This window comes from Bradyrhizobium paxllaeri, from assembly GCF_001693515.2.
GTDB classification, from domain to species: Bacteria; Pseudomonadota; Alphaproteobacteria; order Rhizobiales; family Xanthobacteraceae; genus Bradyrhizobium; species Bradyrhizobium paxllaeri.
This window is the reverse complement of the sequence record NZ_CP042968.1, coordinates 5,065,300-5,088,911: the sequence shown is the minus strand read 5'-3', so window position 1 is coordinate 5,088,911 and position 23,612 is coordinate 5,065,300. Positions and strand designations below refer to the sequence as shown.

The window sequence follows — 23,612 nt, the reverse complement described above, 5'->3', positions numbered from 1 at the left end:
GGCCCACCGCTTTGGGGATAGCCAGCAAGCCGTGCTGCGGCCGCTGCTGACGCTCGGTCACACGACTAAGACCGTCTATGACAGCAAGCGCGCTGATTTCCAGAAGATCTACGCCCAGCTTACGCACAGAAAGAACCGTCCAAAGGCGGCCACAAGCATCATTACCTCGCGCTGAGTCAGCTCAGTCCCACATTTACCCAGCTTATTTCCAGGGCCATCACGATCGATACTTCACACTGCGCGATGGCGCGGGTCTGTTTATGAATGTTACGACAGTTGCTGTAATGGATAAGGCGGCCTTTGGCATGGCGGGATAAACCAGAATTGGCCAAAGAAGATTTACTTCATCGATACGAGTGCGCTGATTGCCGCATGGTACGAGCGCTATAAACCGAAGCGGCGGCTTTCAGTCTACCGGGTGCTAAAGGCCCATGACCTGATCACGACGCGATGGCGTCGATTTCGGACGTCAATAGGCACTCTAGCGCGAGAGGCCCCTAACTACATCCCGTGTCGAGTGGCCTGCGTCGACCGGTGCTCCGCCTCGGCAAGCGGATAGCGTGGATCTCAACAAGGACTCACAGAACGCAGGCGTAAGCTTGCCGCGGTGGACCACGACGTTCTCGTGACCCATGGCAGCCCGAGCGTTCTGCCACTGCCGATTGTAGCCGCGCTGTTCATTGGACTTGACGTGGCAAGCGGCGAACTCGGCGTCATCTAGCGTCGCCAATTGCCGCACAAGTACCGGCCGGTTCGTGTGGATGTGCACCCACATCGGACTCGGCGTTGCACCATTGCTCAGCGCCTTGGGTTGGAGCTTGAACTCAAACAGCGTCCCTGGCTCGCCCTTTAACGGGCGCGGTACCTCCGCAGGCGCCAACTCCTCGGCCGCCCGCAAGTATTCAAGGTACTTCTGCGACGGAAAGGCGTAGGTCTTCATGCAATCAATAATAGTCGTGGCTTTTCGCTCTTTCGCAGCCTTGGCCAGCCCCAGCGCCTGGGACGACATCATGTTGAGCCGGACTATTTTGTCGTGCATCTGGGGCACTTGCGCAGCCGTGAGTAGGCCGCTTCGACGAGGCTCCTCCAACGCGGCCACGCAGGCCTGCATCTCGGCCGCCCGCATCTGTAGGCGCTCAACCACGGTGTCTACCACGTGGTCGGCGTCTTCGGGTTTCATCTGGCGCGCTTGCGAAACGGCCCTTTGCTGTCCGGCCAGATCGAATTGCAAAAGTTCGTGCAAGCGCTTGAGTAGTGGCGTCAGCGCCTCGATCGATGGCGGGGCCTGCCAGATAGCTAAGTGTGCCGCCGCCGACGATGACGCCGTTTGCGCCTCCTCCGCGCTCACCAGCTTCTTCGTACCTAAATCCGAGAGCACGAGAACTTTGGCTGCTGGCGCTGTGGCCTTGTCGGCCGTAGCGAGCTGTGGCTGCATCCTCCCGGCCGCTGAACTCCCGGCGCCCTCGGCCGGCGTGCGCTTGCCTCTGCCCTTCCTGCGCGTCGTTGTGCCTTCGGCCACTACAGCCCTGCCGGTAGTGTTGGCCGGTATCGCAGCCCCAGCGTCGGCCGGCGGTGTAATAATGGCTGGGGTCCTCGGCTGCAGCGACAAGAGGCGCTTGGCCTCATCCGCTGTGACCCACGCACCTTCCACAATCTGGCCCAACAGTTCCAATGGGAGGTCGGCATCTGTTCCGAGAGCGCTTAGATTTCCGACGACGTCGTGCAACGCCAACGCAAATTCCGAAAGGCGCTCCATGACGCCTTCCAGAACGGCGCAGTGCTCTGCGTCCAGCGCGCGTCCTTCGCTGTTTAGAACAGCGCCGCGCGTCGAGACGAATGCCGGGAAAAAATCATCGACGAAGGTTCCCAGCAGACGCACCTGCCCGTTCTCACCCATGAGGATTTTCCTCACGGCTGGTTCGAGCGCGCTCGCCTGCGGCTCAATCATGACCTGCGCGAGAGCGACCCGCGATTGCAGATGCATGCACTTCGTATACAGTGCCCAGCCGGTGTGCAGCCGCAGCGCGGCCTCGTCGGCCTGCCGCATATCGTCCGTTGCAGTTGGTAAAGCGGCAGCGGCTTCGCAAACCGACTGCATCCGTTCCGAGCGCAATGCCTTCTTTCCCCACCACTCCATGCAGGCCCAATAGCGGTTCGCCACACTGGAAACCGCTCGGCGCAGCTGGTCGGAGGGAGCAGTGGATTGGAGTATCCGGTCGAGCACGGTGGCCGCACTCTTCCTGCTCTCGTCCAAGGCGTAGATGGTCGGGGTGGCCAGTGTGTTGCATTTGTTCGCCGCATCGAGCGCCTCGTCCCGGAGTCGGCGAGCCTGATCGTCGGACAGAATGCTACGCGCTACATGCGGGGGCAGGCTCGCGCGGTACTCCAGAACTTTTGAGCTTGCCTCGACGAGTTGATCGAGCAGCTCTTGCTCCTTCGACGAGTTCTGCGCTTGCTTGGCCGCCTCACGGCAAGCGTCAAGTTCCTCAAGCAGGCGACCCATTTGTCGCTTTGTTGCCTTGATCTCGTCGCCTGTCGAGGATGGGACTGCCATACCCGAAGTGCGCGGCTGGCTGGCAACGGGCGCGCTTCTATCTTGCGGCCCAGAGCGCATCCGCTTCACGACGGAATTGAACCGGTGGCTGCCTTCCCCAGCGGCAAGACTTGAGTCCGAGCGCGAACTGCTCAACGTGCTGTCGGCGCCATCAGCTCCAACGTGCGATTTGCCAGATGGGCCAATCCCCGTCATATTCCAACCTCCGATACAGGTGAGCATGCGCAGCCTATCTAGGTAGACGCCCTGGCTGACAATTAGCTGACGGAGTGCATTCTCCCGGATGCACAAAAAAGTCCGAATCACCCGGGGTCCAAGTCCATGGAAGATGCCGGGTTGCTAGTCTCCCGAACATAAGTTCGCAATCGTAGCTTCGTATCGCTGTGCGAAAGAGCGCTGGCAACAGGGGCGGAGGTCTGATCGCGGTCCAGCCACTTGCGCCCTTGATACAAAGCGATGACGAGCGTGCCGAAATGAAGTCGCTGACAATGCAGCGAAAGAACGCGCTAGCGCTGGCTCTGAGAGCCCGGATCGTGCTGACCTGGGCGGAGGGCGGTCAGAACGAGGAAGTGGCGGCCGAGTTGGACCTGGACACGCAGACAGTAGGCAAATGGCAGTATCGTTTGGTGAAGCGGCGCGTGGCCGGGCTGCACGACGAGCCACGTTCCGTGGCGCCGCGCACGATTGACGATTCTCGCATCGACGCGGTGGTCGTGCGGACGCTGGAGAAATGCCCCCGAGAACGCCACCCATTGGAGTTCGCGCGACATGGCGAACGTCAACGGGTTGTCGGTGTCGACGGCGCAAGGCATCTGGCGAGCCTTCGAACTCCAGCCGCACCGGCTGGAGACGTTCAAGCTCTCGACCGATCCGCACTTGGTGGCCAAGGTGAGCGACGCTCGTGGGCCTTTACGTCTCGGCGCCGTGTGGATGAAAGTCCTAAATCCAGGCGCTAGGGCCTGTTGGGATTTTAGGATTCTCATCGGGGCTCGGTTGTGATCCAAGCTTCGGATGGAACGAGATTGACGTCCAATTGACGAAGATGGAACGCTGCATCTCGGCAAACCGAGCGATCCCGGTGGGAGCGGCAAGGACAGCGGATGTTTGTCGCGGCGGTGTCATGTATCGCGCGCCCGGGCGTCCTTCGCGCGATCTGCCGCGCGCTTTCGGCCACTGGAGTAGCGTGTACACGTTTCCGCGATTGGGTGAAGGCGGACGTGTGCAAACGCCTGTTCAACTCGGCTCGGACGAGCCGGACGTTGAATACGCCATGGTCGTCAAGGTCCATTGCGACCTATCAAGCAGTTGTACAATAGTTCAGGGGGTAATCGTCCTCTCGCTCGTTATGTGAGTCTTCTCGGTAAGGTAACTCACAGAACCTGCTCGGAGATCCTTTCTGACATCCACTGGGCGCATCGGCGAGCGGGCACTCACGGAACCTTGGTGAGCTGCCCCGAGAGGATTTCGCAAGCTGAACCATAGCCGCTCGATTTGCCGGCTCTCGATGAGAATAGCCGGCTCGCTCTTTTGTCCGACCAGCAAAACCAACGCTTAGCGCGGGTGAGGGCCGTGTACGCGATGACTCTTCTTGAGCAACCTGAAGTGCTGCATGGCGAGACATAAAACGGGTATTGTGACCCACTGGCAATCCGGTCTCGCTTCGCGTCATCTATCTTCTTCGGACCAGTCTACATGAAGTCATCGTCGTCCCAATCTGGCGTGGTATTTGGAGCAAGCTGGGCCCCTCCGGTATCACTGCCGCTAGTGTCAGTAGCTTTAAGATACAATGGAGGCTTGTTTTTCCGCTGCCATTCACCATCATCATTCTTCGTCCACTTGTTAGGGTGCTTGGTAGGGTCAAGCACCATCATCGAGTCACTCACCTCAACAAAACCCAACGCCCGTGCACGGGCTTTCGCGTCGTCGTTGACAGCATGAGAGAGGAGCAAAGGCCGTTCGCCGTCGAGCCGAAGCTGATGTTCCAAAAGAATATCGCCTGCGTTCTCCACGAGAGGATGAGTAACCCGAAAATCTACAGTGGATGTGAGTTCGGTCCGTTCGGGAAACTGTTCCCGCCAGCGCGCGCGTGCCTCTTCATCTTTGAACACATTACTCATGCAAGCTCCGCCTTCCGTTCGCAGGAGTCCTACACTCTTGTTGCCTAATTGATAGCTGAAATAGCGTGCGTCTTTCGAACCAGATTTCGTGCCGTGGTCATAGGCAACTTGTGCTGTGCGTGCGGCTTTCGAGGATACGGGAAGCGAGTATTGCTGTGATTTCGCGGCGATATCCCCGATTTCATCGCCATAAAAGCCCTTCACCTTTTCTGCAAATTCAGACTTTTTGATCTCCACCACAGGAGGTCGGCGAACGAGGGAGTACGAGGGGTTTGCTCCCGACGAGCTAGCCCTCGGCGCCGCTATGTGCATCCCAGCAAACATGTCCGCAAAGCGTTGGCTGTCTGCATCAGATTGCGCGTGGTTGGTGGCGGATTGTCTGATTTCATCAGCGTCGGAAGCGCCGGCGGAGCTATTGATTCGGCCATACATGGTGATTGGGTTTCCTATCGGTGAAGTGCTCTCGCACGGAGTTCAGGCTCGTCGGGCACCGCGAAGTTGATAGTCAGCCTAGCTGACGACTAGCTGACGCGCAGGCGTTTAGCGTGTACGATCCGGCGTTCTACGCCAAGGCCACGCTATGGCGAACGCGGCAGCGCACGCGGCTCGTGCGAAAGCGGTTGTAGGCTGTCAGATCCGGTATCGGCATTCCCAGCAAGTGCGAGCGATAGGCCAAGATTGTTGCGTAACATCTGATTGCCTGGGGCGGCTGCGAGAGCCTCGCGATATAGCGCTTGTGCCTCATTATGACGCCCCTGGGAGTCGAGGGCCACCCCTTTTGCGTTCAGGGCACGCAAATCACCAGGAACTGCAAGCAAGATCTTGTCGGTTACCTCAAGTGCTTCACCCGCGCGATTCTGTGCCATAAGGGCCTGCGTAAGCGAGATTGCCGCATCGACGTTGTCTGGCTTTCGCTTCAGCGTCTCACGCAAACTCTCCTCGTCCGAAACTCGGAGGAGGGCGTGTGCAATGCGCTCGCGCATAGCAGGATCGATGTCCTTGGCGCCCAGCAACTCTGGCCGCGGCGTCTCTTGAACTGAGGTAGCTTGGTGATCCAAACTGGCGCAACCACCAAGCACAAGAGTGGCGAATAAAGCGAGGAGAGTTAAGCCCGAGGGCGGATGAAACGCATACAATCGAGCAGCGAACGTTGTTGTTGGTGAATTCATGCCGTCCATCTCACAAGCGACTGCTGTGCTCTGTTAACCGTTTGTGGCAAGCAGGGTGCGTTGTTCTCCTGTCGGAGCTTTTTCCTTGGCACCTGTAAGCTTGAGCGACCCGACCGGCTGTACCGTGAAATCGGAGGCGAGATCCTGATAAGACAGAACAGGAAGATCGATCCCGTTGCGGGTGAGGAAGCCGCGGACGAAGCGTCGGATATCCAGCGAACTCAGGATGACGGGCTGGCTCTGGCCTGCTGGCACGCCTGAATGAATCTGGCGCAGTTGCGACAGCAACATCTCGGTATGCCGGTCCTCCAGCGCGAGGTACGGCCCGACGGTAGTCTCTCGAACCGCACTGCGAATTACATCCTCAGTTTCACGTTCGACGATAAAGGCGGGTAGAACACGGTGGGCGTTGGCATGGCGAAAGCAGATCTGCCGTCTTAGGCCTGAGCGAACATATTCGGTGAGCAGGACGGCGTTTTGCTCGCGTTCGCTCCATTCGGCGAACGCTTCCAAGACCAGCCGTGTGTTACGAATCGGGATGCCCTCGTCGAGCAGGCGCCGCAGGACATCGGCGATCCGAGGAACTGGAGTCGTGCGTAGCACTTCCTTCACCAGGTCGGCATATTCCTGCTCCATCCGGGCAAGCAATTGTCGCGTCTCTTGAATGCCTACCAAGCGCTGCGCATATCGCGTCAGTACGGAACTGACGCGCAGGGCGATGATTTCGCTCGGACGGTGATGCCCGATCCCGGCCGCTTTGAGAGCTGGTGCATGGCTCTGTTCGATCCAGATCCGGTCGGCGTCTGGATCTTGCCGATATGGGATGCCACTCAATTCAATGTTCGCTCGGTCGTCGGTGAGCACGAGCTGCGTCGGATCGACTCGATCCCGTTCAACCGGCACCCCTTCCACATCTAGCCTGAACTCGGATTGGGCCAAACGTTGATCAACCTGGACTGGAATGCGGGGGATCGTAATGCCAAGATCGGCTGAAACCAGTGCCGAAATGCGAGCGATGTGCTGCTCAACTTCCTCTCTATCAATCGCGTTTACCAGGTTAGGTGCAAAGAAAACCGCGACCGGAAGCGCTTCCGCAGGTATGGTTTGCCTTTGAGCCTGCGCTGGTGTTGAGGTCGGAGCACTAAGGTTGGCGCCGGTCTTGGAGCCCGTGTTCGCGCCTTGCACACCGCCTTTGACATAGCTTGCCCCGGCAAAAAGTGCGGCCAGCATGAGAAACGGGGGCAAGGGGAAACCAGGTATCAGCCCCATGAGAAGTAAGACACCGGCCGCTAGCCGCAATGCCTGGGTACTGGCCGTGAGTTGGTTGATGATATCGGCACCAAGCTTGAGCTTGGAAGGACCATTTACACGTGTGACGATGGTTGCGGCCGTAACCGATAGGAGGAGCGCCGGAATCTGAGAAATCAGCGCATCGCCGATGGTGAGCAGCGTATATTGATGCAACGCCTCATCGACGGACATGCCCTTGGAGAGCAGTCCGATGCTGATTCCTCCCAGCATGTTGATGCAGATGACTATGAGGCCGGCAATGGCATCCCCTTTCACGAACTTCATGGCGCCATCCATTGCACCGTGAAGTTGGCTTTCTCGCTCCAGTGAAGCTCGCCGGCTTCGTGCCTCGTGCTGATCGATATGACCGTTGCGTAGCTCCGCGTCGATAGCCATCTGCTTGCCTGGCAGAGCGTCGAGCGTGAATCGTGCTGAGACTTCAGCAACGCGCTCGGCTCCCTTCGCGAGAACCATGAACTGCACCATGGTCACGATCAGAAATATAACAATTCCGACTGCGATATTCCCTGATATCACGAACTCACCGAAGGTATGAATGATACTGCCGGCGTCTCCTTCAGCGAGAATCAGCCGCGTCGTCGCGATGGTCAGCGCCAGACGAAAGACGGTAGAGATCAGGATAACGCCGGGCAGGGACGAGAAATCCAGTGGCGTGCTGAGATACAGAGCAACCATCAGCAGCAATACGGCAAAGCCCAGATTGAAGCCGATCAGCATGTCGACCACGACGATCGGCACCGGCATGATCATCATTCCGATTGCCAGAAGCAGCATGAACGCGACCATGAAATCCGGGTGGAATGGCGCGCGCACGATAAGCTTACGAAGAAGGTGTGCCATGGAGAGCCTTCTTATTGTTGTTGCGTTGGGGCTGTCCTGCCACGCAAGGACACATAGTCTTGAAAGACTGCCCGCGCCTCGTCCATACGGCCAGCCCGTCGTAGCGCGTGACTGCGGAGAAGCGTCAAAGGCAGACGCGAGGAGGGCTCGTCGTCAAGCGTGTCTAGTCTATCAAGCACCGCAAGTGCTTCATCGCCAAAGCCCTCCGAAATGAGAGCATAGGTAAGAATGCGAAGCAGGTCGACGTCTTGCGAGTAGTCATGGGCAATGAGCCGCAACAGAGCGAGAGCTCGTGCGCTCTGTCCACACGCGAGGTGGACGAAGGATATTGCGCAGACCAAATCGCGCTCCTGCCCGGAGATTGGCAGGACATCGCCCGTTTTGGAAGCATCGGCCGGCGGCGGTGGACTGGCGAACTGCGCTCCGCCCGAGTCGATCATGCTAGCTCCCAATTAAGCTGTTTTGGTTCTGCCGGAGCAGGATGAGCCGCCGGAGCTCCTGCTGCAGGGCGTCGGTCCCTTCACGCGCCGAATCCTCCGGTTCGGCCCGAAGCCTATCGGCCAAGCGCTCCAGAAGAACACTATGATTCTCTGCTCGCAGCACGTCCGGATCACGCAGGCGTGGTGTCACGAAGGAGAGCAGGCCAGTTGCGAGGTTGCGGCCATAAAGTGAAGCGAGTGCTGCACGGGGATCGATCTCAGCTATCCGTACGCGCCTCTCGTTGAGACTGACACGCGAGACGGCATCGATATCGTTTACATCAAGCGCGGCCTCGATTTGCAGATCCGGCGCCTCGGTATCCGGCCAAACCGACCCGTGCCTCTTCTCGCCACCGCCATCGGTGCCATGGATCTCTAAATTATGGACTTGAGGCAGGGCCGGCTTGTTCGCTGGCTCATGGTCATGGGTGTTGAGCCTTTGCGAAGAGGTGCCAAGTCCGACAGGATGCTGGGGCAGCTTGGTCATGATGTTTTCCTTTCCTGCGGCGGTGGAGCTCTAATAGGGGAGAGCAGCAAGCCGTCCATTCCGGCTGAGCAGTACACGTCCCGCCTCGATTCGATCGACCGTCCATCCGTCGTTCAACAGCGCGCCCACGAAGTACTTTTGGCCACCAATAAGAAGATAGGGGTGGGGTCCGCGCCACACCGCCTGGACAGCAATTGAGGAGGGCGGCTTATCCTCCTTCACAATCACTCCATTTACGAGTGTCAGCGACCCGTTCGTATGCTGATCGAACCGTTGCTGAACCTCCTGCCATCTACTGACTGACGCAGGCGTCACGGTGCCCTCGGCGCAGACCACACCTAGCCCAGAACCGATTTTAATATTGAGAAGTCCCGCCTTGTTAATCTCCTCTTGCAACTGTGCGGCGGCCGCATTGAGGGGGCGATCATCAGGACCGGTGAGCGTCAGCTTGGGTGGAAGTGCTGCGATAGGGGGCGCACCGGGGCTCAGTGCACCGGCACTGCCGTCAAAGAGAAAGCTGATCGCAAGAGTGGCGATCCCGACAGAGCTCAGCAAGACCAAGGCGACTGCTATTATCGCGACACGCGACAGGCCGATTGATCCTTGCGCCGAATCCTGTGTGCAGCGAATGGACATCGCGCCCGCATGAACGACGGCAGGAAGAGAAATAACAACCCGCTTGCCTACGGCAATATCTCCGCTTCCTTCTATGCTGAGTCCGGCTGCTAGAGCCTCGATCTCCATCGAATCGTGCAGGGGGGTGAGACGGAAGTGATTGGGCTCGAGCCCCTGTTCGACGAAGACGATATCGGCATCGAGGCCACTTCCGATAAGGCTCGTTCCGACGGGCGCTTCACCGGTCACTCCGGAATAGATCCCCGATAGCACTTCGAAATGAACGGAGGCCGGTTCATTCACGGAGAGTCTCCTCAAGCAACGAGAAGCCGTACGGCATTGCCGTACGGCTGGTTCCGAATTCGTCAGGCTGTAGAGAGCATCCAGCACGCCAAAAGAGCGGCCATGCGCCCCTCTTGCAGCGCGCTAACTAACTCGCTCGTCGGCAACCTTCTTTTCGGACGAGAGCTCGGTCGTAATTCTGCGCATCACGATGCTGTTGGCCTGAGCTTGTTTGCTGACACGCTCGAGCTCGGCGAGCTGCGCGGCGAAATCGCCAGCCCCCGTAGCGCCGGTTTGCTGATTCGTGGCGACTTCAGATGGGGCGGGGGAACCGCCAACGGGAGAAACCATATCGACTCACCTTTCTGTTTGGAAGTTAGTGGTACTGATGACCTGCCTCACCCTAACCAGCTGGGGTAACGACGGCAGGAAATGAAATCATTACATGCGCGCCGGGCGCGCCATTCAAGAGCGTCAATTCGCCGTTGCCGTGGTTACACTGGGGGGTGCTTCCTGCGGCAGGGCCATTATCCTTGGCGACCTTGTCAGCATCAGCCTTCTCAGGCTCCAAATTGTGAATAACTTTCTCGAACGCGTGGTCGAGTGCCCCACCGACAGCGGAACCAATCGCCGCTCCCGACGGTCCACCGAGCCATCCACCAGCGGCGCTTCCAATCATTTCTCCAATCATCGCATTCTCCTGTGTTCACTCCACTACGCTCAATAGACGACTCATCGCCTAGAGATCAGCACTCTCATCCTAGGAGGATTACCTTTCGAGAAGCTGACGAGTCTCACAAAGGCTGCGGGCAGGCGGATAAACAAGGCGACCGTGCTGTTCGTGTACAAGTGCCCGGCCTCGCAATAATGAGCCAAACTAATTTCGAACAGGTGTTTCTATTTCGAATATGGCCGGCTAAGGCACCTAAAGACCTCTCGAGGATTCACGCGAGACGCTCGACCGGCATCCTTCAGAGAGCGTGGTCGATAGCCGGCCGCGCGTCCAAAGATGTCGTTGTTACGGCGCCCGTTATGAGGAGCGGTTCGTCGCGATCGCATGCTCCCAACATTCAGGTGATCCGGAAGCTGATGTGCTGTTGGGCGATTATTCTATCGTCAGCTTTTCGACAGGTATTCCGGATAAACTTCCTGCGACTTGGATACGCTCGACGTGAGAGTCCCGATTGCCGAGGGGCAGGGGGAGAAGTGGTCCGCCGATCAAGGCTGTTGTCACCTGCAACAAGAAACGCGAGAGCGCCTGCTGCTGGCCGTGACGTGGGATTGGTTTTGAAGGGCCTCGGCGCAACGTGCCAAGTTGATTGTGCGGGTGGTCCTCGCAGTCTGTCGCTTCCTTCAATGCAATAGGAGTGAATGAAAATGCCGTATCTTCCCGTGGTGGGCGGTTTCAATCCGGCGGTAGGGCTCGTGCCTGAAGGCGTGCCCACCGTTCCAATGTTCAACGTCGCATTGGGGCAGTACGCCGGCGCTGCCGGCGTCCCGGTGGGGGGCTACCAGTACCTGCCGGTAAATAGTCCGGTCGTTGTCGCTCCCGCCGTACTCAGTCCAGCCTACGTTGCTCCAACCCTTCTCGCCCCGCCGCCGCCTCCCCAGTTCGCGTCGGTCGCCCAGAATCAAAGCCCGTCGTCCGCAATTGATCCGGTGTGGACGAATGAGGTCCATGATGGCAAAGCCACGGTACACCTTGGCGATAAGTATACAATTACGGCGGACGAGAAGGACGGCACCTGGACTGTCCGCAACAACGAGACCGGCCATTTGACGAAGATCCACGGCGATCCTCATTTCGATGCTAACGGAGACGGCAAGGACGACTTTGATTTCAAGAAAGGCATGACCCTGCAACTCGACGATGGCACGAAGATCACCGTGGATACGGCAGACTACGGCAACGGCAAGAGCATTTCGTCGAAGCTCACCATCACGAATGGCAGCAACGCCATGGTTGTCGAGGGACTCGGTGACGATAAGGATGGTGCCAACAATCTTAAGGTGACGCAGTTAAACGCTGGCCTCACGCTCGATGCGCTGACATCAGATGGTTCACAAACGATCCATGAGCAAGGTCAGGGTTGGGTTGACGGCGCCGGGCGCGAGGTGGACCAGGCGAGTATCGATGCTGGTGAAGAGGGGCGCGCCCCGGGCGCCGGCTCTCAGTCCCAGTACACTCCTCAGCCGCTCGCTACTCCATCGTACTACTACTATACTCCAGTTTTCGTTCCTCCTCCACCGCCTGTGTCGATGACCCCAGTTGCGGTTAACCAGAGCCCGCCACCGAAAACTAATCCGGTGTGGTCGCATGAGGTCCATGACGGCAAGGTAACGATTCGCCTTGGCGATAAGTATACAATTACGGCGGACGAGAAGGACGGCACCTGGACTGTCCGCAACAACGAGACCGGCCATTTGACGAAGATCCACGGCGATCCTCATTTCGATGCCAATGGCGACGGGAAGGACGACTTTGATTTTAAGAAAGGCATGACCCTGCGACTCGATGATGGCACGAAGATCACCGTGGATACGGTCGACTACGGCAAGGGCAAGACCATTTCGTCCAAGCTCACCATCACGAATGGCGACAACGCCATGGTTGTCGAGGGGCTCGGGGACGACAAAGATGGTGCCAACAATCTGAAGGTGACGCAGTCCAATGCTGGCCAAACCCTCGATCAGCTGACGTCGGATGGTGCACAGACGATATATGAGCAAGGTCAAGGATGGGTCGATAGATCCGGATGGCAGGTCAACCAGGCGAGCATTGACGCCAATGAGCAGGCCGCCGGGTGAGACCGATCTGAGCACCGTTCAAAGAATGGGAGCGGGCACTGCCGCCCGCTTTCCCATGCTCCTAAGCGCGCGCAGGGAAGCACGTCGCTTGGGGGTGCCCAAGCATTATCCGCGCTTTCGATGATTTGATTGGCAGTTCTGTGCCGGTAACAGTCTGCAACGAAGGCACGACTGGATGAGTGGGGGGCGTCTCGAGGAGCGAGAGCTGACCCACAAGAGGGGACGCGCCTCGGCGCCCGCTGCGCGGCGAATACCAAGCGGCAGAAATGCGCGATCTGTCGTATTTGCGGCCAAGAGCGACGCGCCGAGTCTTAGGCGCGTCACCAGTCGCTAACAGCGCGCGAGGGCAGGAAGACCCTGTTTGGTCTCTCACTCCTATAAGACACCTTGTGACGGCGATTGCCTGAAGCAAGGCGAGTCCGTTCGATATGTGAGCCGGACGTCTTGGGCTACCAAGATACGGATGACCGGAGTGGCCCAAAGCGAAAAGAGCCTAAGAACTGTCACACCAAGCTTACGGCAACTTGTCTGAACGACCAGGCACCATTGAGGTGCGAATCCTCCGGCTACTGAGAAGCTCCTCTCCGTCCTCTCTTCTCATCGTTTCATGTATCTTCCGACTCGACAGGGCCGAATCAAACATCCTCTTCTGTATCGTCCATGGCAGAGTCTAAATCGGCTTGCGCATCGCTTACAATTCGCATTGCGAGCATGCCAAGAGCCATTTCGAAAGCTTTGCGTTGTTGCATGGCCTGCGAGTTGGCCTCATCGGCCGCCTCGGTTCCGTCAAAATCCGCGCCGTTACTGCCCCCCGCTGCTCCGATATTGGGTGCACCTGCGTTCATGTTCATAACACCGCCTATAGATAACCCACCCTCTCATGCTAGCAAGGTTAGCTTTCGAGAAGCTGACGAGGCTCAGGACGTTCATGATAAGCCATTGGAGACCGCATCGATGTTTCCGTCAGGTGCGGTGTTGGTGGTCTGCCGAAGAAAAGCTAGCGCTGGTCGAGGAAGAGCGTTGCGGCGGGCAAGATGGTCTCGGTGGACGCTAGCGCGCCTTCAATCCGAAACGCCTGTTCATTAGAAAAGCTCCTGCAGGGCAGCAGCTCTCGGCAGAGGCCGCCAGGAGGGGCGTCGACTTGGCTGAGGCCTTTCAAGCACCTACGAAGTTGTAGGGCTGGATGGAGGTTGACACACTGCGTGAACCCGTGGAGCGCGGTCAAGCAAAAAGCGAATTGTGCGTTCGGCATCATTGCCGGGCCAGCCAATGAAACAGGCCGAACGTGAAATCGTCGACATGCGAGCACCTGATCTCGCGTGTCGCTGAAGTAGCGCTTGAAATGGCGAGTTGGCCCGTGTTGGAGGGTGAGCTGCCTTGAGCTCAAGGCGCGCTGTGAGGAACAGGACAAGCGGTGGAATTCGCCGGGCCTGAAACCTTCCACATGATCTTGTCGCGAATCCGGTAGGACCAAAGCTCGTAGCGTCGAAGCGGGAGGCGCCGCAACAGGCTTTGGATATTTCCTGGCAGGCAGCCAGCTGCGTCCGCGAAATGGTGCAGCAGTGCCTCTGATTCGAGATCAGGCCTGCGGCATGTGGCGTCGCAGGATTTAGACGAATGCGAGGCGGCGAGTTGTCGTGGGTTTTCGTGTGCAACGTCGCGTCCGCAACATGTTGGCAGATACCAAACAAATTCGGCCTTAGCTTTCGAATAGAAAACAGGCAACGCGCTTCGTTTTGCCCACCACCCCGCGCGGCGGCCTGTGGGCACAAGCACCCGGCGATTGGCCCGGCTTTTGCTCCGCTGCTTGCCTACGGCGTGCGGCTCCCCTGCCTTGTCGGGATCGTCCGCTGCAGAATGTGGATCTCGATGCGACCAAAGGCGATGCCATGAAGAATTGGAGTTTCGTGACAACCAAGGTGCTAGGCACGGCCACTGTTGCAATGGCCTTAATGACGCGCACCGCGCTGGCGGTCGAACACAACGTTGAATACAAAAAGGATAATAGCAGCAATCCTAGCCACATTCCTGAAAACAGGAGCGTGCTTGCACAGATCACGGAGACCTCGGAACGACCGGCAAGCTTTACACTTGCGAACGGCCTGCAGGTGGTAGTGATCCCCGATCATCGCACGCCGATCGTGACGCAGATGATATGGTATAAGGTCGGCTCCGCCGATGATATGCCGGGCAAATCGGGGCGTGCACATTTCTTCGAACACCTGATGTTCAAGGGCACAGCCAAGCATCCGCCCGGCGAATTCTCCCGGACCGTGTTGCGAGTCGGAGGCGACGAGAACGCCTTCACCTCGATGGACTACACCAGCTATTTCCAGCGCGTGCCGCGCGAGCAGCTGGCTAAAATGATGGAACTCGAGGCCGACCGGATGACCGGTCTCATTCTCAAAGACGAGAACGTGATTTCCGAGCGCGACGTCGTGCTGGAGGAATTCAATAGGAGCGTCGCCAACAATCCCGATAGGCGGTTCACCGAGCAGATCAGGGCGGCGCTTTACCTCAACCACCCCTACGGCCGCCCCAATCTCGGCTGGCGGCAGGAGATCGAAAAACTCGACCGCGAGGACGCGCTCGCGTTTTACAAGCGCTTCTACGCGCCGAACAACGCGATCCTGATCATCGCAGGCGACGTCGATCCAAAGGAAATCCGCCCGATGGCGGAAAAGAATTTTGGCGACATTCCTGCGCAGCCTGCGATCCCCGCGAAGCGCATGCGGCCACAGGAGCCGACGCCCGCGGCACCCCGCACCGTGACACTCTCCGATCCCCGCGTCGAGCAGCCCACCTGGCGCCGCTATTATCTCGTGCCATCGGCTTCGACCGCGGCCGCTGGCGAGAGCACTGCCCTCGACGTGCTCGCCCAAGTGATGGGCGGCGGCGGCACCAACTCCTATCTCTACCGGGTGCTGGTCATCGACAAGAAGCTCGCCATCAGCACTGGCGCGAGCTACCAGGGCACCTCGCTTGATCCCTCGCAATTCATGATTTCAGCCACGCCGAAACCCGGCGTCCACTTCGCCGAGATCGAGGACGCGATCGACAAAGTGATCGCCGACCTCGCGCAAAATCCCGCACGCGCCGAGGATCTCGAGCGCGTCAAGACCAAGCTGATTGCGCAAGCGATCTACGCTCAGGACGATCAGGTAATGCTTGCGATCCTGTACGGCCGCGGGCTCACGACGGGGCTCAGCGTTGAGGATATACGAAGTTGGCCTGACCGCATTAGCGCCGTCACCGCCGAGCAGGTGCGCAAGGCCGCGCAGCAATGGCTCGACAAAAAACGTTCGGTAACGGGCTATCTGATTAAGGATTCTGCGCCCAAACGCGAGGAGAAGCGCTCGTGACCTATTCCTTCACACGCCGTGCCGTCCTCGGTGGGGCTTCGCTCGCGATAGCCACGCTCGGCTCTGCACGATCGGTTGCCGCGACCAGGATTCAGCGCCTGGTCTCGCCCGGCGGTATCGAAGCCTGGTTCGTGCAGGACGCCACCGTCCCGCTGATCGCGATGGAATATGCCTTCGCCGGCGGAGCGACCCAGGACCCCACAGACAAGCCCGGCGTCGGCCACATGGTTGCCAGCCTGCTCGATGAAGGGGCCGGCGATCTCGACTTCGAGACCTTTCACGAGCGGCTCGACCGCCGCGCCATTGAGCTGAGCTTTACCTCGAGGCGCGACCAGTTCCGCGGCTCTTTGCGAACGCTTAAGCACAACAAGGACGAGGCTTTCGATTTGCTGCGGATGGCGCTGGCCTCGCCGCATTTCGATGCGCTCGATGTTGAACGGATCCGTGCTGCGGTGCTCGCGAACCTTCGGCGCGACTCCACCGATCCTTCAACGCTCGCCAATCGCAAGTTCCTCGATGTCGCTTTCGACGATCATCCATATGCCCGCCAGGCCGGAGGCGCCGTCGAGAGCGTGCCAAAAATCGACGTCGCCGATTTGAAACACTATGTCCGGCGCGTGATCGCCAAGGACACGCTCAAGGTTGCGGTGGTGGGTGACGTCGATCCAAATACCCTTGGCAGACTGCTCGATAAGACGTTTGGTAGCCTGCCGGCCAAGGCGGAGTTGACAGGGGTAGCCGATGTGATCGCGGCCAAAGCGCTGCAGTGCGTTTTCATTCCGCTCGACGTGCCGCAAACGGTCGTGACCTTCGGCGGTGCTGGCGTCCGCCGCAGCGAGCCGGATTTCATGGCCGCCTATGTCGTCAACCATATCCTCGGTGGTGGCGGGCTGTCGTCGCGGCTGTTCCGAGAAGTCCGCGAGAAGCGCGGGCTAGCCTATTCCGTCCATGAGGCGCTCTTGTGGATGGATCATTCCGCCGTGTTTGTCGGCACTACCGGTACCCGGGCCGATCGCGCCAGCGCGACGGTCGAGGAGATCGAGAAGCAGGTCCGCCGCATGGCCGAGGAAGGCCCGACCCAGCAGGAACTCGATGACGCCAAGTCGTACCTGAAGGGCTCGCAGATGCTGGCGCTGGATACCTCATCAAACCTTGCGCGGACGCTGCTGCAGCATCAGCTCGACAAGCTGCCGATCGACTATATCGAGAAGCACAGCGCGCTCGTCGATGCGGTGACGCTGCAGGATGCCGGGAAGGCGGCGCAGCGGCTGTGGGGCCAGGGTCTGCTCACCGTCATCGTCGGCCGCTCCCCATTGGCTGCAGGCCAGTCGACCACCGCGCCATCGGCCACGACGCCGCGGCCCGCGGCAGTACAGCCAGGCACCGCGCCATCAGCCGCAACGCCGGTAACACCCAATTAACTTGGTATATTCGTGAGGTGACATGCGATTTGAGCCTCTTTTTTGGGGCCGCGACAGGTGCGGTCGTGGCAAGCGGTGCCGTCAATGCGGCGGATCTCGGCCCCGGCAGTATAGGTCCCACCGGCACTGTCGGAGCCGGACGAGAGATATATTGGCGGGCACGTCGGAGCCGGCGACGGCCGGTGATCGTGTAGCGATCCTTATGTCGGTCGATTTACGGTGAGTCGTCGATACCCCTGTGTTCCTGGCTTGAGGTCAGGCGAGAGAGCACTGCGTTTTTTGGTTCGAATTGGACACCGTGGGCGCTGCCTCGGACGGTACAAACACCTGTCTTGCCGTCTTCGGCATTGTCGTGAGCGCAAAACTCAAAGCAGGTCCCGACGTCTTCGTCATCGGGCCCTGCGTTGGCCCGCACGGCCACACGCTGGCCTCTTTCAAGGCAGGGTTGGGTTGGATCGCGGCGATGTCGTCAATAGCAACGAATTTTGTCGTGTGCCACACGGGGTCACTCATCTCGACTATGGTCGTCTCAGTGCCACCCTCGGCGCGGGCGTCGAGCAAGTGCTCACGCCGCCATGGTCGGTTAAATTTGAGCCGGCATCTAAGCTTCGAGGGAAAAAGCACAGCGTGGAACGATGGGGCACGTTCCTGCAGGCTCCATACAAGTTAGACTGAAGGTGCTCGCTCGTCGCTCTAAGCTTCGCACGGCCGAGACAATACAGAGACGGGGGCACGGATCCCGCAGCTAGGTGTTTAGTCCCAAGCTTTGATGGTGCATTCTTATCGCACGATTCGAAGGATGCGCTATGGGACAAGTTTTACACGGCTGCGCCACCACGACGGAGGCAGTCCGTCGAGCAATACAGAATAGTCAAGAGAGCCTGAGAGCACTCGCCAAGCGCTACGGGATCAACCAGAAGACTGTTGCGAAGTGGAAGCAGCGCGAGACCGTCGCCGATCGTTCGACAGGCCCCAAGGAAGCCAAGTCGACTGTCCTTTCCATCGAGGAGGAGGCGATCATCGTCGCTTTCCGGCGACATACGCTGCTGCCACTCGACGATTGCCTCTATGCGCTGCAGCCAACCATCCCGCATCTGACGCGATCATCCCTGCATCGTTGCCTCCAGCGCCACGGCATCAGCCGGTTGCCGGAGGTCGAAGGTGGCAAGCCTTCGAAGAAAAAGTTCAAGGCTTATCCGATCGGCTATTTCCACATCGACATTGCCGAGCTCCAGACCGCTGAAGGCAAGCTCTACCTCTACGTCGCCATCGATCGCACCAGCAAGTTCGCCTTCGTGCAACTGGTCAAGAAGACGGGAAGGACCTCCGCCGCGGCGTTCCTCGAAGCCCTGATCGCGGCAGTCCCCTACAAGATCCACACGGTTCTCACCGACAATGGGATCCAGTTCACCTTCCCGCCGCGCTATGCGGACGGCCCGACGGCGAGATACGTGACGCATATGTTCGATATGCGCTGCCAAGAGAACGGGATCGAACATCGGCTGACCAAGATCAAACATCCCTGGACCAATGGCCAGGTCGAGCGCATGAACCGCACGATCAAGGAAGCGACCGTCCAACGCTACTATTACGATCGGCACGATCAGCTCGAAGCTCACCTTGCCGACTTCATAAACGCCTACAACTACGCTCGGCGGCTGAAAACCCTGAAGGGCCTCACACCTTACGAATACATCTGCAAATGCTGGACTTCCCAGCCAGAACGATTCAAACTCAATCCGCTCCAGCAAATGCCGGGACTAAACAGCTAGGTCGTGTGGACTCTTGGTATTCCCTTAAACCGCCAATGCCTGACCAATTCTCTAAAAGGACGCATTGGGTACACTCATCTTAGGAGGCCAAGATAGCCAAGTTAGTCGACGCCGTCCGAAAGGACGTCGCCAAATGCTCCTGCCGTCGGCGACGTCCCGAAGGTCTGCTGGCAGCACGGCTATGCCCGTGCCGCGGGCTGGGCTATGGAATGCCTATTCGGCGGGCGCGTCGCCGTGCGACTGTCCAGGCCAAAGGCCTGCGTTCAGCGACGGTTTGACACTAACAAGCCCGTCTTGTCGCAATTCGGCTGTGTGGGGCATACCTAGCATGGTGAAAGTTGTGGTCGGGGAGGTATTGGTAGGCAAGAGTCCGGCCCTCCTTAATATGTTGATCTCCGCATCCGAGGCCGTATGGGGAAAGAAGACCCAGTGGTCGGCTATGAGACGTTCGTTTTCTGGAATGAAATTCGTGAGTTCCAACACCGCAGCCCCGGCGGACGAGGACGGCCCGGCCTTCGACGGCCCGGCTTGCGATGGTCCAGCTTGCGATGGTCCAGCCTGCGATGGCCCGGCTTCCACATGCTGCCAAATCAGCTCAGGATCGAACTCGGGGAGTTCCGCGATGGCTTGAGCAATCGGCTGCTGCGAGCCGGGCTGCGGAGAGCTTTCCCTGTCGGCCACCAATGGCCCGGGGGAGGGCGCAGCCGGCGCATATAGATCATCGTCCCAATCCAACAGTGATGGACCGGGATGCCCCGACTCCAAGTATTGCGAATAGGGATGGCCGGCGTCTAGATATGGCGAGTAGGCTTCGTCCTGCTGCACGGGAGACACCGCAGCAGGTGGCGGAGCACTACCTTCGAACTCGCTCAGCTGGTGCTCAAAGCCCGCTGGGTCCGCGGGCGGTGATGGTGAATCGGGCTGCGGGCTCGTGTTCGTTGGGCTGATTGAGTTGAAATCCATCCTGTTCCTCCTTTGAAAGTTCGGCTCGAGCCCTAGTTCGACGAAGGCCATTTGCATTGCGACTTCCAGAGAACCGTTTCGAACGCTCATGTGGAGTGCAGCCTCCGAGCTGCCGGCAAAAATGGCGCCAGCCACGCTTGCCATTATCCGAGCATCGGGTGCCCGACGTGCATCTCTATTAAGATGGATAGGCGGCATCGCCGTCTAGACATCCGCTCTCTCATGCTAAGAGAGTGAGCTTTCGAGAAACTGACGAGCGTCAAAAGGATTCGCAATGAGCCAATGGAGACGGCATTGACCTCCGCCGAAAACTGCCGCGCATTTTCAATTTCATCTCTGGCCTGGCGCAGGCTCGCGCACGATGCTGTCCTGACGCGGCGCGTCGGAAGAATAGGGGGCTTCCGGTCGTCCATCGCGAACGACCGTGGTTGAGGAGCCACGAAATAACTTCAGCACCGATTCCCGCGGCTGCCTTTCGATCGCAGCGTGCGGCCGCGCCTGCGCCTCCTCTACTAGGCCGTTAAGCGTCTGATCCAAGAGCGCGATGAAACGTGGTGGACCAGAAACCAGGACGAGGCCATCTCCTGGTGCCGGTCTCACAAGATAGCGCTCGTCGGAGATGTCGAGTGCATCGAGGGCCGCTTTGAATGCATCGAAGCTGATCGGCTTCAATACAAGCAGACGACTTTGCGCCTCGCTTGCAGCAGATACATACAGCACGAGCCCATCGTAGTACCATTGAAGATTGTAGAGATTGGTCAACCGATCGAGGAACTCGCGCGGTGGCAGATCTGGCATGCGCCCGCGAATCCGACCCTTCACTTCGCCGCTTACGTTTACTCTGATATTGAGGTTGTTACCGAATTCCAGCAGTGCGGCAGACAGGTCCTGATCCAGAACAGTGTAGCTATAAGGTGCCGAAGGCAGCGAGAGCTGAGCCCCAAAAGCCGTGAGTGCGCCGGTGCAAAGGAAAACTCCTGCGCCCGCAAATCGGTTCAAAATGTTCAGGATGGTGCGTCGGCTTAGCATTCCCAAGTCCTTTAGTCCTGAGAACAAGTATCAAGACTTCGCCCAAATTGGAAGCCGAGCGTGATCTCTAAAATGGCCTTATAGCTCGCGTGGTCGTCAGCTTGCGGTCAGCTGGCCTCTTTACGGTATTGACCATCAATTCTTAACAACGGCGATGTTTCATCGGCGCCAAACCAATGACACCTTCGATCATTCTAGGCGCTATGCCGATCTCTCTGAACCCTGCCGAAGGTCTGTCCGGGCTCTGTCAGCCGGCAACTATCGGTGAGCAGAGCCAGTTTCAGTAGACTTTTGTTCAGGTGGCGTGCCTTCGATTCAAGACGCTGCCTCCTCAGTCGTAGATAGATCGGTATTGATTCTGCCGATATCGGAAGGTCACCGTGCAATAACACAGGCGAGTCCGGTGGGCGAGCGCGTCCTCCAGGCACCCACACACACACTCTCTCTCTCTCTCTCTCTCTCTCTCTGCAATATATCGGAGCAATACAGGTCCATCTGTCGGCAGTGTGCTCGCCTGGATGGTTCGGACCGAGTGATACCAGCCAGTTGGGGATGTCCCGGGGTTCTGTTGAATTTCTGAAGAGGTCGGCGTTGCCCCCCTTGAGCCGGTAGGCTCGGGGTGCTGATTCCACAAAGGAGAGCAACGCCATGACGAGAGATATCACACCGGCTGGTTCGCCGGCGACCGGGGCTGTGGACGAAGCGTTTGCAGAAGTGCGGGCGAGCTTCGATCGGTTCTGCCTTGCGGCAGGGATCGAGGCGCTCGGCACGATGATGGAGGCGGATGTCACGGCGGCCTGCGGGCCGCGCCACGGTCGCGACGCGGCGCGGCGGGCGCACCGTTGGGGCCGAACGCGGGGACGGATCGGCTTCCACGGCGGCAAGATCGAGGTCGAGCGCCCGCGGGTCCGGGGCCTGGACGGCCGCGAGGTCACGATCCCGAGCTGGGAAACGGCGGCGGAGGAGGACTGGCTTGGTCGCTGGGCGATGAACCTGATGCTGATCAATGTATCGACGCGCCGGTTCGGCCGCGCTGTCCGGCTGCCCGAGGGTGATGTGCCGGCACCGCCCGGATCGGGGGTTTCGAAGTCGGCGGCCTCGCGGAGGTTTGTGGCGCTGTCGGCGGCGCGGCTGGCCGACTTCATGGCTGCCGATCTGTCCGCGCTCGACCTTCTGGTGGTTCAAATCGACGGGCTGCATCTCGGCGACGATCTCGTGCTGGTCGCCGCGATCGGGGTCGACGGTGAAGGCAACAAGCATCCGCTGGCGCTGGTGGAAGGGGCAACCGAGAACGCCGCAACGGTTCAAGCCCTGCTGGACAACCTGGTCTCCCGCGGGCTCGCCCCGACGGTGCCAAGACTGTTCATCGTCGACGGCGCGAAAGCGTTGTCGAAGGCGATCCGCCGCACCTTCGGTTCGGCCGCCGCGATCCAGCGCTGTCAGATCCACAAGGCGCGCAACATCACGGAACGCCTGCCGAAAGAGCATCATGCGGCCACCCGTCGGGTGCTGCGCCAGGCCTGGGAGCTCGATGATGCCGACAAGGCTGAAAAATTGATCCGCAATCTCGCGCGTCGACTCGACCAGCAATGGCCCGGCGTAGCGGCCAGCATTCTCGAAGGCCTCGACGAAATCCTGACTGTCGTCCGGTTGAAGCTGCCGAAGGAGCTGCGTCGATCGCTCGCCTGTACCAACATCGCCGAGAACATGATGGGTACCATTCGCCGCGTCACGCGCAACGTCAAACGCTGGCGGGATGCCGGCATGGCCTTGCGATGGGTCGCGGCCGGCATGATCGAGGCCAACAAGGGCTTCCGACGATTGAAGGCGCATAAGCAATTGTCGGTTCTGCGTGCGGCCCTTCAAGCTCACCACGATCGCATGACGATCAAGCCCGTTGCCCACGTCACGAGAGCCGCGTAACATTCATTCCGCCAACGCCGGTCCGACGTAGTTCAACAGCGATCGGGACATCTCCGCCAGTTTTGCCCAAAGCCGTCATCAGCATCGGCGCGCTAAAGATGCGCCGATGCTGCGTCCAAGGACGTAACACTTACTTGGTGCGCCCATTGGTTACGGAGCTTGATCGATGAAGCGAGCTCCCGTCATAGATATGTCGCCAGGCGAGATAATCGCGCATTGGCCCATCAGCGCGTAGGATTGGCTCGTCGCGGGTAAACCGTTATGCCTTACGTGTCACGGCTCTTCAGTAGAGACGAAGCAGAACCACACAATTGAATCATCCTGAGAACTCGTCAGCTTTTAGAAAGCTAAGCATCCTAAAATGAGAACTGGATTCTCAAGGGCGAGGCCGCCTAGCGGGCGCAAATGGAATGAACGCGGCAGCGCGGTAGTCGGGATGGGCTCGATGTAATCGGAGGATCGCGGCTTGCAGCTGCGCCA

The 23,612-nt window shown here is 59.1% G+C and carries 17 protein-coding genes; 6 read left to right on the top strand and 11 right to left on the bottom strand.

The window, feature by feature from the left end; all coding sequences use genetic code 11:
* Positions 1–481 precede the first annotated feature (481 nt).
* On the bottom strand, positions 482–2,503 hold the full coding sequence (locus tag LMTR21_RS24340) for a hypothetical protein (RefSeq protein ID WP_347339124.1): 2,022 nt from the start codon (positions 2,501–2,503) through the stop codon (positions 482–484).
* Between the two features lie 524 nt (positions 2,504–3,027).
* On the opposite strand from LMTR21_RS24340, the gene LMTR21_RS24335 reads away from it, so the two are divergent.
* Positions 3,028–3,510, top strand: coding sequence for a helix-turn-helix domain-containing protein (locus LMTR21_RS24335; protein ID WP_141688600.1), 483 nt, complete (start codon positions 3,028–3,030; stop codon positions 3,508–3,510).
* 732 nt (positions 3,511–4,242) lie between these two features.
* On the opposite strand, the gene LMTR21_RS24330 is transcribed toward LMTR21_RS24335, so the two are convergent.
* From LMTR21_RS24330 to LMTR21_RS24295, 7 genes are all read right to left on the bottom strand, one after another.
* Positions 4,243–5,103, bottom strand: coding sequence for a hypothetical protein (locus LMTR21_RS24330; RefSeq protein ID WP_065755978.1), 861 nt, complete (start codon positions 5,101–5,103; stop codon positions 4,243–4,245).
* Positions 5,104–5,249: 146 nt separating this feature from the next.
* Positions 5,250–5,840, bottom strand: a complete 591-nt coding sequence (locus LMTR21_RS24325; RefSeq protein ID WP_065755988.1) for a tetratricopeptide repeat protein — start codon at positions 5,838–5,840, stop codon at positions 5,250–5,252.
* Positions 5,841–5,873: 33 nt separating this feature from the next.
* Positions 5,874–7,991: a type III secretion system export apparatus subunit SctV gene (sctV, locus tag LMTR21_RS24320; RefSeq protein WP_065755977.1), complete on the bottom strand. Its 2,118-nt coding sequence runs from the start codon at positions 7,989–7,991 to the stop codon at positions 5,874–5,876.
* A gap of 441 nt (positions 7,992–8,432) precedes the next feature.
* Positions 8,433–8,957: a hypothetical protein gene (locus LMTR21_RS24310; RefSeq protein WP_065755975.1), complete on the bottom strand. Its 525-nt coding sequence runs from the start codon at positions 8,955–8,957 to the stop codon at positions 8,433–8,435.
* 30 nt (positions 8,958–8,987) lie between these two features.
* Positions 8,988–9,875: a SctD/MshK family protein gene (locus LMTR21_RS24305; RefSeq protein WP_065755974.1), complete on the bottom strand. Its 888-nt coding sequence runs from the start codon at positions 9,873–9,875 to the stop codon at positions 8,988–8,990.
* Between the two features lie 123 nt (positions 9,876–9,998).
* Positions 9,999–10,205, bottom strand: a complete 207-nt coding sequence (locus tag LMTR21_RS24300; RefSeq protein WP_065755973.1) for a hypothetical protein — start codon at positions 10,203–10,205, stop codon at positions 9,999–10,001.
* A 52-nt stretch (positions 10,206–10,257) separates the two neighbouring features.
* The gene (locus LMTR21_RS24295) at positions 10,258–10,545 is read right to left on the bottom strand and encodes a hypothetical protein (protein ID WP_065755972.1); all 288 of its coding nucleotides are present in this window, start codon (positions 10,543–10,545) and stop codon (positions 10,258–10,260) included.
* A 686-nt stretch (positions 10,546–11,231) separates the two neighbouring features.
* Here LMTR21_RS24295 and LMTR21_RS24290 point away from each other — a divergent pair.
* Positions 11,232–12,662, top strand: coding sequence for a DUF1521 domain-containing protein (locus tag LMTR21_RS24290; RefSeq protein WP_065755987.1), 1,431 nt, complete (start codon positions 11,232–11,234; stop codon positions 12,660–12,662).
* A 635-nt stretch (positions 12,663–13,297) separates the two neighbouring features.
* On the opposite strand, the gene LMTR21_RS24285 is transcribed toward LMTR21_RS24290, so the two are convergent.
* Positions 13,298–13,513 carry a hypothetical protein gene (locus LMTR21_RS24285; RefSeq protein WP_065755971.1) on the bottom strand — a complete coding sequence of 72 codons (216 nt, stop codon included), beginning with the start codon at positions 13,511–13,513 and terminating at the stop codon, positions 13,298–13,300.
* Between the two features lie 1,173 nt (positions 13,514–14,686).
* Here LMTR21_RS24285 and LMTR21_RS24280 point away from each other — a divergent pair.
* From LMTR21_RS24280 to LMTR21_RS24270, 3 genes are all read left to right on the top strand, one after another.
* The gene (locus LMTR21_RS24280) at positions 14,687–16,024 is read left to right on the top strand and encodes a M16 family metallopeptidase (RefSeq protein ID WP_065755986.1); all 1,338 of its coding nucleotides are present in this window, start codon (positions 14,687–14,689) and stop codon (positions 16,022–16,024) included.
* On the top strand, positions 16,021–17,445 hold the full coding sequence (locus LMTR21_RS24275) for a M16 family metallopeptidase (RefSeq protein ID WP_065755969.1): 1,425 nt from the start codon (positions 16,021–16,023) through the stop codon (positions 17,443–17,445). The genes LMTR21_RS24280 and LMTR21_RS24275 overlap by 4 nt, the downstream gene beginning before the upstream one ends.
* 806 nt (positions 17,446–18,251) lie before the next feature.
* The gene (locus tag LMTR21_RS24270; RefSeq protein WP_148636004.1) at positions 18,252–19,217 is read left to right on the top strand and encodes an IS481 family transposase; all 966 of its coding nucleotides are present in this window, start codon (positions 18,252–18,254) and stop codon (positions 19,215–19,217) included.
* Between the two features lie 213 nt (positions 19,218–19,430).
* On the opposite strand, the gene LMTR21_RS40220 is transcribed toward LMTR21_RS24270, so the two are convergent.
* Positions 19,431–20,180, bottom strand: a complete 750-nt coding sequence (locus LMTR21_RS40220; protein WP_187399412.1) for a hypothetical protein — start codon at positions 20,178–20,180, stop codon at positions 19,431–19,433.
* 330 nt (positions 20,181–20,510) lie between these two features.
* Positions 20,511–21,209 (bottom strand): nodulation protein NolW, encoded by a 699-nt coding sequence (locus LMTR21_RS24255; protein WP_141688696.1) that lies wholly within the window; start codon positions 21,207–21,209, stop codon positions 20,511–20,513.
* A 648-nt stretch (positions 21,210–21,857) separates the two neighbouring features.
* On the opposite strand from LMTR21_RS24255, the gene LMTR21_RS24250 reads away from it, so the two are divergent.
* The gene (locus tag LMTR21_RS24250; protein WP_065750578.1) at positions 21,858–23,132 is read left to right on the top strand and encodes an IS256 family transposase; all 1,275 of its coding nucleotides are present in this window, start codon (positions 21,858–21,860) and stop codon (positions 23,130–23,132) included.
* The last annotated feature ends 480 nt before the right edge of the window (positions 23,133–23,612 follow it).

Bases quoted from the DNA above. Each gene is read 5' to 3' on its own strand.
- LMTR21_RS24340 (WP_347339124.1), bottom strand. From the start codon at position 2,503: ATGGGTCGCCTGCTTGAGGAACTTGACGCTTGCCGTGAGGCGGCCAAG.
- LMTR21_RS24335 (WP_141688600.1), top strand. From the start codon at position 3,028: ATGAAGTCGCTGACAATGCAGCGAAAGAACGCGCTAGCGCTGGCTCTG.
- LMTR21_RS24330 (WP_065755978.1), bottom strand. From the start codon at position 5,103: ATGTATGGCCGAATCAATAGCTCCGCCGGCGCTTCCGACGCTGATGAA.
- LMTR21_RS24325 (WP_065755988.1), bottom strand. From the start codon at position 5,840: ATGAATTCACCAACAACAACGTTCGCTGCTCGATTGTATGCGTTTCAT.
- sctV (WP_065755977.1), bottom strand. From the start codon at position 7,991: ATGGCACACCTTCTTCGTAAGCTTATCGTGCGCGCGCCATTCCACCCG.
- LMTR21_RS24310 (WP_065755975.1), bottom strand. From the start codon at position 8,957: ATGACCAAGCTGCCCCAGCATCCTGTCGGACTTGGCACCTCTTCGCAA.
- LMTR21_RS24300 (WP_065755973.1), bottom strand. From the start codon at position 10,205: ATGGTTTCTCCCGTTGGCGGTTCCCCCGCCCCATCTGAAGTCGCCACG.
- LMTR21_RS24295 (WP_065755972.1), bottom strand. From the start codon at position 10,545: ATGATTGGAGAAATGATTGGAAGCGCCGCTGGTGGATGGCTCGGTGGA.
- LMTR21_RS24290 (WP_065755987.1), top strand. From the start codon at position 11,232: ATGCCGTATCTTCCCGTGGTGGGCGGTTTCAATCCGGCGGTAGGGCTC.
- LMTR21_RS24285 (WP_065755971.1), bottom strand. From the start codon at position 13,513: ATGAACATGAACGCAGGTGCACCCAATATCGGAGCAGCGGGGGGCAGT.
- LMTR21_RS24270 (WP_148636004.1), top strand. From the start codon at position 18,252: ATGGGACAAGTTTTACACGGCTGCGCCACCACGACGGAGGCAGTCCGT.
- LMTR21_RS40220 (WP_187399412.1), bottom strand. From the start codon at position 20,180: ATGGATTTCAACTCAATCAGCCCAACGAACACGAGCCCGCAGCCCGAT.
- LMTR21_RS24255 (WP_141688696.1), bottom strand. From the start codon at position 21,209: ATGCTAAGCCGACGCACCATCCTGAACATTTTGAACCGATTTGCGGGC.
- LMTR21_RS24250 (WP_065750578.1), top strand. From the start codon at position 21,858: ATGACGAGAGATATCACACCGGCTGGTTCGCCGGCGACCGGGGCTGTG.